Source organism: Betaproteobacteria bacterium, assembly GCA_016720065.1.
Classification (GTDB): Bacteria; Pseudomonadota; Gammaproteobacteria; order Burkholderiales; family Rhodocyclaceae; genus SSSZ01.
On sequence record JADJXY010000001.1, the window covers coordinates 308,100 to 322,422 of the forward strand.

A 14,323-nucleotide genomic window follows, 5' to 3' on the forward strand; every position below is an offset into this window, starting at 1 on the left:
TAATCCCCCGATGCCCGCGGCAGAGCGCCGCGCCGGCGTTTTCCAGGGAGAAGATCATGGCAGATGCAGCGAGCGGACCGGCGCGGCGCCGGAAACCCCAGCCGGCGGCGGAACGGCCGACGATTGCCAAGCGTTCGCCCCGGCGCAGCGTCAAGGCTGGAGATACCGGGCCGACCGATGCAGCGTCCCACATCGAAGGCTTCACCGTCGGCGAGGCCCTGGATGCGGCGCAGGAGGCGCGCCTGGCCGCCCTGCGCGACCTCATCTCGGGGGTGACCCAGGAGGAGTCGGTGGCGCTGCTCAAGGGCCTGCTCAAGCAGCAACGCATGGCCGCCGGCCTGATGACCCCCAACCCCGACGACGAACTGCTGCCCGACTGGCGGGACGGGGGCTACCCCTACAAGAACCTCATGCTGCGGCGCAATTACGAGCGCCAGAAGTACCGTCTCCAGGTCGAACTGCTCAAGCTCCAGGCCTGGGTCAAGGAGACAGGGCAAAAAGTGGTGATCCTCTTCGAAGGGCGGGACGCCGCCGGCAAGGGGGGCACGATCAAGCGCTTCATGGAAAACCTCAACCCCCGGGGCGCCCGGGTGGTGGCCCTGGAGAAGCCCTCGGAACTGGAGCGGGGCCAGTGGTATTTCCAGCGCTACGTGCAGCACCTGCCTACCCATGGCGAGATCGTCCTCTTCGACCGCTCCTGGTACAACCGGGCCGGCGTCGAACGGGTGATGGGCTTCTGCAGCGAAGCCGAGTACGCCGAGTTCATGCGCCAGGTGCCGGAATTCGAGCGCATGCTGGTGCGGAACGGCACCCACCTCATCAAGTTCTGGTTCTCGGTCAGCCGCGACGAGCAGCGCCGCCGCTTCAAGGAGCGCAAGGTGCACCCCCTGAAGCAATGGAAGCTCTCCCCCATCGACATGGCCTCCCTGGATAAATGGGAGGACTACACCAAGGCCAAGGAGTCGATGTTCTTCTACACCGATACCGCCGACGCGCCCTGGACGGTCATCAAGTCCGACTGCAAGAAGCGGGCGCGTCTCAACGCCATGCGCTACATCCTTCACCGCCTGCCCTACACGAGCAAGGACACCGAGCGCATCGGCAACCTGGACCCCCTCATCGTCGGCCGCGCCCACGTGGTGTATGAGCGGGGCGAACACCGGGTCGGGGCGCCGCTCCTTTGACCGCGCCCCGGCACGCCGCCGACCTGCTGGCTTACATCGACGCCAGCCCCAGCCCCTGGCACGCCGTGGAGCGCGCGGTGGCGCGCCTTGTCGCGGCGGGTTTCACGCCCCTGGACGAAGGGGAGCGCTGGCGCCTCTCTCCCGGGGGGCGGCATTTCGTGCAGCGGGGGGGCTCGTCCCTCATCGCCTTCGTGATCGGCCAGGATTCGCCCGAGCGGGCCGGCTGGCGCCTGGTGGGGGCCCACACCGATTCCCCCGGCCTGCGGGTCAAGCCCCGGCCGGCCCTGGCCGGCGAAGGCAGCCTGCGCCTGGCGGTGGAAGTCTATGGCGGCCCCATCCTTGCCAGTTTCGCCGACCGGGATCTTTCCCTGGCCGGTCGCGTCGTCGTGCGCAGCGCGGCGGGGCCGCAGACCCGGCTGCTGGCCTTCGATCGGCCGCTCCTGCGTCTGCCCAATCTGGCCATCCACATGAACCGGGAGGTGAACGAACAGGGCCTCAAGTTCAATCGCCAGACCGAACTGCCCCTGCTGCTCGCCGTGGACGGCCAGGCGGCGGAGGGCGACACGCGCTTCCGCCGCTTGCTGGCGGATCGTCTGGAAGTTTCCCCGGCGGACATTCTGGCCTGGGATCTGGCCGCCTTCGACACCCAGCCCGCCGCCTTCTGGGGCGCGGAGCAGGAATTCATCGCCGCTGCCCGCCTCGACAACCTCGCCTCCTGCCACGCCGCCCTCGGTGCCCTCCTGGGGGCCGAGGCGCCGCAAGCCAGCGTGGGGGTGGCCCTCTTCGACCACGAAGAAGTGGGCAGCGAAAGCGCCGTGGGGGCCGGCGGCAGCTTCCTGGCCGATGTCCTGGAGCGGACCGGCGCCGCCCTGGGGCTGGATGCCGAGGGCGGGCGCTGCGCCCGGGCCCGCAGCTTCTTCGTCAGCGCCGACATGGCCCACGCCTGGAATGCCAATTTCCCCAATGCTTACGAGCCGGGCCATCGCGTCCTGGTGAATGGCGGCCCGGTGATCAAGACCCACGCCGGGCAGCGCTACGCCACCGGGGCCGACAGCGCGGCGCGCTTCGCCGAGCTTTGCGCGGCGGCGGGGGTGCCCTGCCAGTCCTACGCCCACCGGGGCGACCTGGGCTGCGGCAGCACCATCGGCCCCCTGGTCGCCGCCCGTCTGGGCATGGCGGTGGTCGATGTGGGCAACCCCCTGTGGGCCATGCACAGCCTGCGGGAAAGCGCCGGCAGCCACGACCACGGGGCCCTGATCGCCGCCCTGGGCGAACACTTTCGGCGATGAATCCACGGCCTGGTGGCCTCCTGCCCCCCGGCCCGGGGGCGCCTGCGGGCCAGCGCCCCCTCCCCACGCGGGAGGAAGTCCTGGGCCAGGCCCTGGACAATGTCTTCAACGCCGTCGTGTATGGCCGGGTGATCTTCGACCGGGGGCGTCCGGTGGACCTCATCCACCTCTACGTGAACGCCGCCCACCAGCGCATCACCCACCTGCGCAACGTGGTGGGTCAGCGCCTGTGCCACCTCCTGCCCGATTTCCCGGCCAGCAACGGCCCCGCCCTGGAGGCCCTGGGCCGGGTCGCCCGGGGCGGGGGGGCGGAAATGTTCGAAATGTTCGTGCCCGGTCTCGGGGAGTGGTTCAGCGTTTCCCTCTGTTCGCCCCGGCGGGGCTTCGTGGTGGCGGCCTTCGACGTGCTGACCGGCGCCAAGCGCCGCGAGAGCGAATTGCGCCAGGCCCTGGATAGCCTCAACCTGGCCCAAAAAGCTGCTGGCGCCGGCATCTGGAGCTGGAACATGGTTACCGGCCGTCTGACCTGGTCGGACGAATTCTTCCGTCTCTTCGGCCTGGATCCGGAGCGGGAAGAAGCCAGTGTCGAGACCTGGAGGCGCATCGTCCATCCCGACGATCGGGCTGAGGCCGAAAGCCGGGTGGAGGCTGCCGTGCACAGCGGCATCCTGGATAACGAACACCGGCTCTTGCGTCCCTCCGGCGAGGTGCGCTGGATCGCCGTCCACGGCAGCACCACCTGCGACAGCGTCGGGCGGCCCCTGGCCATGCGCGGCATCTGTCTCGACATCACTGCCGTCAAGGCCGCCGAGGAGGCGGAGCGCCAGGCGGCAGCGCAGCTCAAGGAGCTGGCCGCCAAACAGTTCGCGTTGCAGGAGGCCGAGCGCCAGGCGCTCTCCCGGGAACTGCACGACGAGGTGGGGCAGTCCCTGGCCGCCCTCCAGTTCACCCTGGAAAGCCTGCGCCGCAAGCTGGCCGGCGATCCGGCCTGCCTGGCCGACCTGCGGGCGGCGAACGCCATTACCGCCGGCCTGGTGGATGTGACCAAGCATCTGGCCCGCCGCCTGCGGCCCCCCATCCTGGATGAACTGGGGCTGGCTGCCAGCCTGCGCTGGTTCATCGGCCAGTTGCCGGCCGGCGGCCAGCCCAGCCTGCGCCTGGAGCAGTCGGTGGGGTCGCGCCGCTTCGACCCGCCGATCGAACTGGCGGCCTTCCGCACCGTCCAGGGCGCCGTCGGCAATGCCCTGCGCCATGCCCAGGCGAGCGCCATCGTGGTCGGGCTGTGGATCGAGGAGGGTGCCCTGTGGCTCAGCGTGCAGGACGATGGCGTGGGCTTCGACCTGCGGGAAGCGGCGGAGCGTTCGCGCCGCCTCACGTCCCTGGGGCTTTTGAGCATGCGCGAGCGGGCGGAGGCTGCGGGCGGCGAGTTGCGGGTGGACAGCGCCCCCGGTGCGGGGACGGTGCTGACCCTGTGGTTTCCGCTGCGCGCCGTGCCGGGCGCGTGATCCTGGAGTCAGAGGCTCACAGGCGGTCCCGCCCGGCGAGCACCCGGCCCAGGGAAGCCATCTTGGCGCCGAAGCCCAGGCGCTCATCGGCCAAATCCTCAAGGAAGTCGGACAGGCGCTTGGAGCGGGCCACGGCGTAGAACACCAGGCCGACGAAGATCGTCGTGGACAGCACCGCATGCACGATCTTGGTGAGGGTGGATTCCTCGGCGAAGGTAATGATGTTCATGCCGAAATAACCGGTGGTCACCGTGGCGATCAGCCCCAGGATGGTGATGACGGTGAGGCGGACGACGGTGTTGGACTGGCGGCGCTGGGAATCGCTGTCGAGATAGGCCGACATTTCGCTGATTTCGTCCCGCACCTCGTCGTATAGGGCGTCGTTGCGCAGATGATCGGCGCTCAGGCGAAAAATGGCCTGCACGTGGGGGCGCTCCGAGATTTCGTGGAACCAGTAACGGTGGGTGAAACGCAGGAAAGTCTCGAAATTGGCCCGGATGCGGCGTTTGAAGCGGCGCACCGAAGTGTCGTCCCGGATGTCCAGGTCGTTCACCGAATCGACCAGGACGTCGGCGAAGACCAGGAGCGCCGCCCGGTGCAGGTGGGCGATGAGGAAGACCAGAAAATACTGATGGCGGAACTGGGCCAACACACCCCGCTCCTTGTCCAGGAAGAAGGACTGGCGGGCATCGCCCACCACGGTGAGGGCGTTGCCGGTGCACAGGAAGCGGGTATTGGGACCGGCGTCGCTGTCGTTCCAGAAACGGTCCTGGCAGAAGCGGCTTTCGAATTCCGCGACGGCGGGATCCTTGCTCGGCAAGGCCTCGTCCGGGTGCAGGGTAGTGGCCAGGCCGATGCGCACCCAGTCCTCCCGCGAGAGGCGGCGGGGATCGTCCACCGCCAGGTAGGCGGTGACCGGCATGCGGTGGTATTCGATCAGGCGGTAGCGCAGAGCGCCGGTTTCGTCCGAGTGGGCCAGGACCAGGGGCCGGATGAGGCAGGCCCAGTGTTCCGAAATGCAGGGGCTGCGGTGGGCGCAGACGTAGCTGAGGAATTTCTCCCGCCGCTGGGCGTCGGAGCGCGCCAGGACGCGGCCTTCGGCGTCCAGCCATTCGGCCAGGTGGGAGTTGTGCAGGCCGGCGCCTTCCTCGTCCCAGCCGGAAGGGTAGGCGCGGCCGAAGCGGAAGAGCAGATCCCGCGCCGTGGCGAGGGGCATCTCCCCGGCCTGCACTTCGAGGTTGAGGAGCACCAGATCCAGATCGTGGAAAAAATACAGGTCCAGGTGGACCACGTCCAGGAGCAGGGGCTCGGAATCCTTGCGTAGGGTGATGCGCAGGCGGGCCACGTCGCTGCGCCGGAAGACGTGCATGGGCGAGCCTCCCGGCGGGTCGTCGGGGCGCGGGGTGCGGGAGCGCCCCTCACCGTAGAGGAAGCGCTGCACGTAAGGCAGGAAGGAAACGAACTCCCGGTAATGCCGTTCCTTGAAATCCCGCGCGTCGGCAGTGAATTCATCGTCCACACGGTACCAGGGGGTACCCGGCAGGCCGGCCTCGAAAATTTCCCAGTGGCGCCCGTCGATTTCGGGCGAGTCCAGGGGTTCCAGTTGCAGCGGCCAGACCAGATTGGCCCGGAAGTGGCGGACGACGGGGGGAGGGGAGGGCGTCGCGGTCACGGTGCTTGGTCCGTTGGGATGGGGAGGAGGCAGTTTACCCGAATGCCCCGGGGGCGCGGCATTGCCGGGCGGTGCCCGCCGGTGCGTCGCTTGCATGGCATCCCCGTACGGTGTCAGCGGTTCGGGCTAACCGGGGATGGACAAGAAAAAGGGCGCCGCTTGGGCGCCCTGGGTGGATCGCTTGGGGGAGACCTTCAGCGCCGACGACGGCCCGCCGTGCCCATCAGGCCGAGTCCGGTGAGGGCCAGTAGCAGGGCGCCAGGCTCGGGGACGGCGTGGAGACGGATCAGTTGATCGTCGCCGCTGGCCGGATGCTGAACATTGACGTAGGCGACCGAGGGATCGAATTTGTCGAAATACAGTCCGGTCGGCTCGGCGCCGAGCGTCGACAAGGACAGCCAGCGGCCCACTGCATCGCCGATTCCGTCGGCATCGATATCCTGCAGGAACCAGATGTCGGCCTTGCCGCCATCCTGGTCCTCGACAACGTAGATGTTCCCCGCCGCGTCGATGGCAAGGTTGTCCGGGTTGCTCCAGGCACTGCCGACGGCAAGCCCCGTGGCAAGGTCCTTGAGGGTGTTGTCCGCTGCGAGCTTGACGGTGTTCGTGGCCAGATCCAGCGCGTACACCCGGCCCCGGCCGTTGCTTGCGTTGGCATCGTTATCCGAATCCGTCGTGGTGAAGTAGATCAGTTCGTGGCCATTTGCCAGTACCTTGATTTCCAGGTCTTCGGGGCGGTTGAAGCCCGTTGCGCCAACGGCGGTGGCCGAGGCGCGGCCGTCAATGGTCCCGTCGGCGAGGACGACCGACACGCCGGAAAGTGCTCTGCCTGCTGCATCGGTGATGGCGACCCAGGTGGCGCCGCCGGCGATGGCACTGCCGTTGTTGCCTTCGAATTGGCCTCCGCCGCCGACCTTGAGCGCGTAGGTCTGGCCTTCGGCGAAGTAGTCGGCACCCGATGTGGCATTGGGTTTGGCCGACACGTACTTGTAAATGCCGCCGCCGTTCAGTTCGTCGACGAAATAGAGGGTGTTGTTGTTATCGAAAGCCAGGCCTTCGTGGGATACCCGCGGAATCACCGTGCGTTGGACAAAGTCGCCGCCATTGGCGGCTGCCGTGGTGGGATTGGTGACCTCGAAGAGGCGTCCCTTGGTGCTGTTGGCGCCCCAGGATTCCTCGGCCGTAAGGTAAGTGCCCCAGGGGGTCCACCGGGAGGCATCGCCTGAAACGAACCCCTGGGTGCCGGGGGCAACGATGGTCACGGTCCGGGTGTTGTAGTTGGAATTTTTGAGGTCAACACGTTGAACGCCCCCTCGGCAGCGCGGTCATGGCGGCCCTGTGTTACGGGCTGATGTTGGCTATGTTGCCGATTGTCCGGCGGCAAAAAAAGGCGACGGGGTCGCCGTCGCCTGAAATCGCGTCAGGAAGTGCAGATGGGATCGCTTACTTCCTGCGCGGCGGTGGAACATCCGTGCAAGTGCCGTGGGCCACTTCGGCGGCCATGCCGACGGTTTCGCCCAGGGTGGGGTGAGGGTGGATGGTTTTGCCGATATCGACGGCGTCGCAGCCCATTTCGATGGCCAGGCAGACTTCGCCGATCATGTCGCCGGCCGACGGGCCGACGATGGCGCCGCCGATGACGCGGTGCGTCTCGGCATCGAAGATCAGCTTGGTAAAGCCGTAGTCGGCGCCGTTGGCAATGGCGCGGCCGGAGGCGGCCCAGGGGAACTTGGACGTCTCGACCTTGCGGCCTTCCTGCCTGGCCTGCTCCTCGGTAGTGCCGACCCAGGCCACTTCGGGGTGGGTGTAGGCCACGCCGGGAATCACCTGGGCGTCGAAGGCGGCCTTGTGTCCTGCCGCGACTTCCGCCGCGACGTGGGCTTCATGGACGGCCTTGTGGGCGAGCATGGGCTGGCCGACGAGATCACCGATGGCGAAGATGTGGGGCACGTTGGTGCGCATCTGGGCGTCCACCGGAATGAAGCCGCGGTCGGTGACGACCACGCCGGCCTTCTCGGCGCCGATCTTCTTGCCGTTGGGGCTGCGTCCTGCCGCCTGCAGGATCATGTCGTAGCGCACGGCTTCGGCATTGGGCGCGCCCTCGCCTTCGAACCTGACCCACAGGCCGTCGTCCTTGGCGTCCACCGCCACGGTCTTGGTCTTGAGCATGATGCGCTCGAAGCGGTGGGCGTTCTGCTTCTCCCACACCTTGACCGCATCGCGGTCGGGGCCCTGCATCAGGCCATCCATCATCTCCACGACATCGACCTTGGCGCCGAGGGTGGAATAGACGGTGGCCATTTCCAGGCCGATGATGCCGCCGCCGATGACCAGCATCTTTTTCGGCACCGAATTTTTTCCAAAAGTCGGCAGCTCCAGGGCGCCGGTGGAATCGACGATCCGCGGGTCGCGGGGGATGAAGGGCAGATGCACCGCGGCGGAGCCGGCGGCGATGATGCACTTCTGGAACTTGATGATCTTCTTGCTGCCGGTCTTGTCCTGACTGCTGCCGGTGGTTTCCTCGACCTCGATGTGGTGCGGATCGAGGAAGCTGCCATAGCCGCGTACCACCTCGACCTTGCGTCCCTTGGCCATGCCGGCGAGGCCGCCGGTGAGCTTGCCGACGACCTTGTCCTTGTGGGCGCGCAGCTTGTCGAGATCGACCTGGGGGGCAGCGAAAGTGACGCCGAGGTCGTTGGCGTGACGGGCCTCGTCGATGATCTCGGCCACGTGCAGCAGGGCCTTGGAGGGAATGCAGCCGACGTTCAGGCAGACACCGCCGAGGGTGGCGTAACGCTCGACGATGACGGTCTTCAGCCCCAAGTCGGCGGCGCGGAAGGCGGCGGAATAGCCGCCGGGGCCGGCGCCGAGGACCAGCATCTCGCACTCCAGGTCGGCGCCGCCGGCATGACTGCCGGTCACCGGCGCGGCTCCTCCCCCTTCAAGGGGGGCGAAGGCGGGGTTTCGCAGAGCACTGCTCTGCGCCGACTGAGTGGGCAGGCTATGCAGAGCCTGCTCTGGGCGGCTGGGAGGGGGATGGGGGGCCGAGGCTGCGGTCTTCGACCCATCCCCACCCTGGCCCTCCCCTTGAAGGAGAGGGGAGGCGCCTGCTTCGACCTTGATCAGCAGGGCGCCTTCGCTGACCTTGGAGCCGAGCTGGACCAGCACTTCCTTGACCGTGCCGGCGACAGTGCTCGGCACGTCCATGGTGGCCTTGTCGGATTCCAGGGTGCAGATGGCGTCATCCACCTTGATGGCATCGCCGACCTTGACGAAGAGGTCGATGACCGGCACGTCGGAGAAATCGCCGATGTCGGGGACTTTGACTTCTACGAGACTCATGGTCATCCCCCCTTACAGCGCGACGCGGCGGAAGTCCGCCAGCAGCTGCGCGACATACACGTTGAAACGGGTCGCCAGGGCGCCGTCGATGACGCGGTGGTCGGCGGTCAGCGACAGGGGCAGGGTCAGGCGCGGCACGAAATCCTTCCCGTCCCACACCGGCTTCATGGCCGACTTGTTGACCCCGAGGATGGCCACTTCCGGCGCATTGACGATGGGGGCGAAGGAGGTGCCGCCGATGCCGCCCAGGCTGGAGATGGTGAAGCAGGCGCCGGACATGTCGGCCGGCTTCAACTTGCCATCGCGGGCCTGCTTGGCCAGGTCGCCGGATTCCTGCGCCAGCTCGAAGACGGACTTCTTGTCGGCATTCTTGACCACCGGCACGACGAGGCCGTTGGGCGTGTCGGCGGCGAAGCCGATGTTGAAGTACTTCTTCAGCACCAGATTGTCGCCATCCAGCGAGGCGTTGAACTCGGGGAACCTCTGCAGGGCCTTGACGCAGGCCTTCATCAGGAAGGCGAGCATGGTGAGTTTCGCCCCGCCGCCCTTCTCGTTTTCCTTGTTCAATTGCACCCGGAAGGCTTCCAGGTCGGTGATGTCGGCATCCTCGTGATAGGTCACGGCGGGGATCATCACCCAGTTGCGGGAGAGGTTCTGGCCGGAGATCTTCTTGATGCGGGACAGGGGCTTGGTTTCGATTTCACCGAACTTGCTGAAGTCCACCTTCGGCCAGGGCAGCAGGTCGAGCACGCCGCCGCCGGTGACGCCGCCCGAGGCGGAAGCCACCGGGCCGGAGATGGCACCGGTCATCACGCCCTTGACGTATTTGCTCAGGTCTTCCTTGAGGATGCGGCCCTTGGGACCGGACGCGGTGACCTTGGAGAGATCGATGCCCAGTTCCCGGGCGTAGGCACGCACCGACGGCGAGGCATGGACCTTGGCGCCGAGGGCCAGCGGCTGGGCTTGGGCGGCGGGCAGGGCAGCGGGGGCGGCGGCAGGTGCCGCAGCCGCGGGGGCAGGCGAAGACGCGGCAGACGGGGCAACCGGCTGGGGCGCGGCGGTGGGCGCTGCGACAGCTGCTGCTGCGCCGCTCTCCACCTTGATCAGCAGGGCGCCTTCGCTGACCTTGGAGCCGAGTTGCACCAGAACTTCCTTGACCACGCCGGCGGCGGTGGAAGGCACGTCCATGGTGGCCTTGTCCGATTCCAGGGTGCAGATGGCGTCGTCCACCTTGATGCTGTCGCCGACCTTGACGAAGAGGTCGATGACTGGCACGTCGGAAAAGTCGCCGATGTCCGGCACCTTCACTTCCACCACACCGCCAGCGCCGGCAGGTGCGGCCACCGGGGCCGCAGCAGCCGCGGGAGCGACCGGGGCGGGGGAAGAGGCTGCCGCCTGGGGCGCGGGGGCAGCGACAGCGGCGGTTGCGCCGCTTTCCACCTTGATCAGTAAGGATCCCTCGCTGACCTTCGACCCGATCTGCACCAGCACTTCCTTGACCACGCCGGCGACGGTGCTTGGCACGTCCATGGTGGCCTTGTCGGATTCCAGGGTGGCGATGGCGTCGTCGACCTTGATGGGGTCGCCCACTCTGACGAACAGGTCGATGACCGGCACGTCGGAAAAATCGCCGATATCGGGGACTTTGACTTCGATGAGTTGGCTCATGGTCGTCTCCCCCTCAAACCGCCATCGGATTCGGCTTGGCCGGATCCAGCTTGTACTTGACCAGGGCGGCAGCGACCTTCTCGCGCTCGATCTTGCCTTCGTCGGCCAGGGCCTTCAGTGCGGCCAGGGTCACCCAGTGGCGATCCACTTCGAAGTGGTGGCGCAGGGCCTCGCGGGTGTCGGAGCGGCCGAAGCCGTCGGTGCCCAGGGTGACATAAGTGCCCTTGACGAAGGGGCGGATCTGCTCGGCGAACAGCTTGACGTAGTCGGTGGCGGCGACCACCGGGCCTTCGGCGCCCTTGAGCTTCTGCTCGACGTGGGACAGCTTTGGCGTCTCCAGCGGATGCAGCAGGTTCCAGCGGGCGACGTCCTGGCCCTCGCGGGCCAGTTCGTTGAAGGACGGGCAGCCCCAGAGGTCGGCTTCGACGCCCCAGTCGTTTTTCAGCAGGTCGGCGGCGGCGATGACCTCGCGGAAGATGGTGCCGGACCCCAGCAGCTGGACCCGCGGCCCCTTGCTCTTGGCGCCCTGCCGCAGGGCGTACATGCCCTTGATGATGTCGGCTTCGGCGCCCTTGGGCATGTCCGGATGCTCGTAGTTCTCGTTCATCACCGTCAGGTAGTAGAAGACGTCCTCCTGCTCCACGTGCATGCGGCGCAGGCCGTCCTGGACGATGACGGCGACTTCGAACTGGAAGGTGGGGTCGTAGGAGATGCAGTTGGGCACCAGGTTGGCCAGGATGTGGCTGTGGCCATCCTCGTGTTGCAGGCCTTCGCCGTTCAGCGTCGTACGGCCGGCGGTGCCGCCGACCAGGAAGCCCCGGGCACGCTGGTCACCGGCGGCCCACACCAGATCCATCACCCGCTGCAGGCCGAACATGGAGTAGCAGATATAGAAGGGGATGGTCTGCACGTTGTGCACGGAGTAGGCGGTGGCGGCGGCAATCCAGTCGCTCATGGCCCCGGCTTCGTTGATGCCTTCCTGCAGCACCTGGCCGCTCTTCGACTCCTTGTAGAACATCAGTTGGTCGTGGTCTTCCGGCACATAGTTCTGGCCTTGCTGGTTCCAGATGCCGACGGCGCGGAACATGCCTTCCATGCCGAAGGTGCGGGATTCGTCCGGCACGATGGGCACCACGTTCTTGCCGACCTGCTTGTCCTTCAGCAGCATGTTCATGATGCGCACCACGGCCATGGTGGTGGACAGCTCGCGCCCTTCGCCGGAAGCCTTCAAGAGGGCGGCGAAAGTATCGAGGCCCGGCACCGCCAGGGGAGCGGCCTTGCGCCGGCGCTGGGGCAGGAAGCCGCCCAGGTCCAGGCGGCGCTGGCGCAGGTACTGGTATTCCGGCGAATCCTCGGCGAATTTCAGGTAGGGCAGGGCGTCGAGCTGGTCGTCGGGCACCGGCAGGCCGAAGCGGTCACGGAAGCGGCGGATGGCCTCGTGGTCCAGCTTCTTCTGCTGGTGGGAGATGTTCATGGCCTCGCCGGCCTGACCCATGCCGAAGCCCTTGATGGTCTTGGCCAGGATCAGGGTGGGCTGGCCCTTGTGCTCGGTGGCGGCCTTGTAGGCGGCGAAGATCTTGAAGATGTCGTGGCCGCCGCGGTTCAGTTGCCAGATTTCGTCGTCGGTCCAGTCGGCCACCAGTTCCTTCAATTCCGGCGTGTTGAAGAAATTCTCGCGCACGTAGGCGCCGTTCTTGGCCTTGAAGGTCTGGTACTCGCCATCGACGCATTCCATCATGCGCTTCTTCAGGATGCCCTTCTTGTCGCGCTGGAAGAGGGCGTCCCAGTGGGTGCCCCAGACCAGCTTGATGACATTCCAGCCTGCACCGCGGAATTCGCCTTCCAGCTCCTGGATGATCTTGCCGTTGCCGCGCACCGGGCCGTCCAGGCGTTGCAGGTTGCAGTTGATGACGAAGACCAGATTGTCCAACTGTTCGCGGCCGGCCATGCCGATGGCGCCCAGGGATTCGACTTCATCCGTCTCGCCGTCGCCCAGGAAAGCCCAGACCTTGCGCTGCTCGGCCTTCTTGGCGTCGATCAGTCCGCGGGAAGCGAGGTACTTCATGAAGCGGGCCTGGTAGATGGCCTGGATGGGGCCGAGACCCATGGAGACGGTGGGGAACTGCCAGAAATCCGGCATCAGCCAGGGGTGCGGGTAGGAGGAAATGCCCTTGCCGCCGGTTTCCTGGCGGAAGTTGTCCATCTGCTCCTCGCTCAGGCGCCCGAGCATGAAGGCGCGGGCATAGATGCCGGGCACCGAATGGCCCTGGAAGAAGATCAGGTCGCCGTCGTGCTCGGCGCCGGGGGCGTGCCAGAAGTGGGAGAAGCCCACGTCGTAGAGGGCAGCGGCGGAGGCGAAGGAGGCAATGTGGCCGCCCACGTTGGTGTCCTTGTTGGCGCGCACCACCATGGCCATGGCGTTCCAGCGGATATAGGAGTGGATTTTCAGTTCCAGATCCGGGTTGCCCGGGTACTTGGGCTGCTGGTCGGCGGGGATGGTGTTGATGTACTCGGTATTGGCCGAGTAGGGAATGTCGATGCCGTCTTCCCGGGCCTGGCCGATCAGGGTTTCGATCAGGTAATGGGCACGCTGGGGGCCTTCCTGGGCGATGACGCCTTCCAGGGCATCGACCCACTCGCGGGTCTCCTGGGGGTCGGCGTCGGCGGCACGGGCGGGGGTGGGGTCTGCCATGGTTCGTCTCCTCGATTGGGTTGTATTCCGTCGAGCCTGGTGGGCCGGACAACTCTAACGCCTGGCGCCTCCGCCGGGTAGGGCTGGGCGCACTCACATTTCACATGGTAAAACCGTAATTCGTATCGTGCAACTGCGGTTTACCCGTAGACCCGACCGGGGGTATGGCCGGGTGCGGAAATGATGCCTTCCTGATACTTGAGGGTGCCGCTGGGCAGGTTTTCCCCACTCGTAACAAATTACATTAAGTGTTCATATTGGCACATTGATTTTTAAGGAAAAAAATTCTCCAAAATCTCCACGGAAAAGTGTCGTAAGTCCTTGTCTTCACAGAAAAAATCCTGCGTTTGCCCTTGACTCCCCCCGAAGGCATGCACTAAAGTGGGAAAAGGTGTCAAAAAGTGGGTAATAGGGGGAGGCGAGTGTTCGAAGGCGCGGCGGCGTTGAATCTGGATGCGAAGGGGCGCATGGCCATTCCGGCCCGCCACCGGGATGCGCTCCTGGCCGCCGGCGAAGGCTCCCTCACGCTCACCTCCCACCCTCACGGCTGCCTGCTCCTCTATCCCACGCCGGTCTGGGAGCCGATCCGGGACCAGATTCTTCGTGTCCCCAGCTTCGATCCCCGGGCGGCATCGCTCAAGCGCGTCCTGGTGGGAAATGCCCGCACCGAGGAGCTCGATTCCGCCGGCCGCATCCTGCTGGCCCCGGAACTGCGGACCTATGCCCACCTGGAGAAGACCGTCTATCTGGTGGGCATGGGCAGCCACTTCGAAATCTGGAGCGAAGCGGGTTGGCAGAAACAGAACGATCTGGCGGCCGAGGCCTTGTCCGGCGAATTGCCGGCCGGGTTTGGAGACCTGGTGCTGTGATCGGTCCCCACCTCCGCCCGGCTCACGGTCGCACAGGGGTCCGGCGGAAGCGCGCGGCGGCCCCTTTGTCGGTAGGCGGCGTCCCCGTGGCGGGGGGCTTGC

Annotated in this window: 9 protein-coding genes; 4 read left to right on the forward strand and 5 right to left on the reverse strand. The window is 66.5% G+C overall.

Translation table 11 applies throughout. The features are described from left to right. Positions 1-56: 56 nt before the first annotated feature. The 3 genes from ppk2 to IPM73_01485 are packed head-to-tail and all read left to right on the forward strand — an operon-like array spanning position 57 to position 3,978. Entirely contained in the window at positions 57-1,184 is a 1,128-nt protein-coding gene (gene ppk2 / locus IPM73_01475) for a polyphosphate kinase 2 (protein ID MBK8916761.1), read from the forward strand. Then, positions 1,181-2,473: a M18 family aminopeptidase gene (locus IPM73_01480; GenBank protein MBK8916762.1), complete on the forward strand. Its 1,293-nt coding sequence runs from the start codon at positions 1,181-1,183 to the stop codon at positions 2,471-2,473. The genes ppk2 and IPM73_01480 overlap by 4 nt, the downstream gene beginning before the upstream one ends. After that, the gene (locus IPM73_01485) at positions 2,470-3,978 is read left to right on the forward strand and encodes a PAS domain-containing protein (protein MBK8916763.1); all 1,509 of its coding nucleotides are present in this window, start codon (positions 2,470-2,472) and stop codon (positions 3,976-3,978) included. The genes IPM73_01480 and IPM73_01485 overlap by 4 nt, the downstream gene beginning before the upstream one ends. Positions 3,979-3,994: 16 nt before the next feature. On the opposite strand, the gene IPM73_01490 is transcribed toward IPM73_01485, so the two are convergent. The 5 genes from IPM73_01490 to aceE form a co-directional block, all read right to left on the reverse strand. Continuing rightward, positions 3,995-5,746, reverse strand: coding sequence for a hypothetical protein (locus IPM73_01490; GenBank protein ID MBK8916764.1), 1,752 nt, complete (start codon positions 5,744-5,746; stop codon positions 3,995-3,997). A gap of 98 nt (positions 5,747-5,844) precedes the next feature. Next, a complete protein-coding gene (locus IPM73_01495; protein MBK8916765.1) occupies positions 5,845-6,912 on the reverse strand; it encodes a DUF839 domain-containing protein in 1,068 nt (355 codons plus the stop codon). Positions 6,913-7,093: 181 nt separating this feature from the next. Then, positions 7,094-8,992 (reverse strand): dihydrolipoyl dehydrogenase, encoded by a 1,899-nt coding sequence (gene lpdA, locus IPM73_01500; GenBank protein MBK8916766.1) that lies wholly within the window; start codon positions 8,990-8,992, stop codon positions 7,094-7,096. A 12-nt stretch (positions 8,993-9,004) separates the two neighbouring features. Next, a complete protein-coding gene (gene aceF / locus IPM73_01505; protein MBK8916767.1) occupies positions 9,005-10,660 on the reverse strand; it encodes a dihydrolipoyllysine-residue acetyltransferase in 1,656 nt (551 codons plus the stop codon). 13 nt (positions 10,661-10,673) lie between these two features. After that, on the reverse strand, positions 10,674-13,352 hold the full coding sequence (gene aceE / locus IPM73_01510) for a pyruvate dehydrogenase (acetyl-transferring), homodimeric type (GenBank protein ID MBK8916768.1): 2,679 nt from the start codon (positions 13,350-13,352) through the stop codon (positions 10,674-10,676). A gap of 422 nt (positions 13,353-13,774) precedes the next feature. Between aceE and mraZ the strand changes: the two genes are divergently transcribed. After that, entirely contained in the window at positions 13,775-14,221 is a 447-nt protein-coding gene (gene mraZ, locus IPM73_01515) for a division/cell wall cluster transcriptional repressor MraZ (protein ID MBK8916769.1), read from the forward strand. The last annotated feature ends 102 nt before the right edge of the window (positions 14,222-14,323 follow it).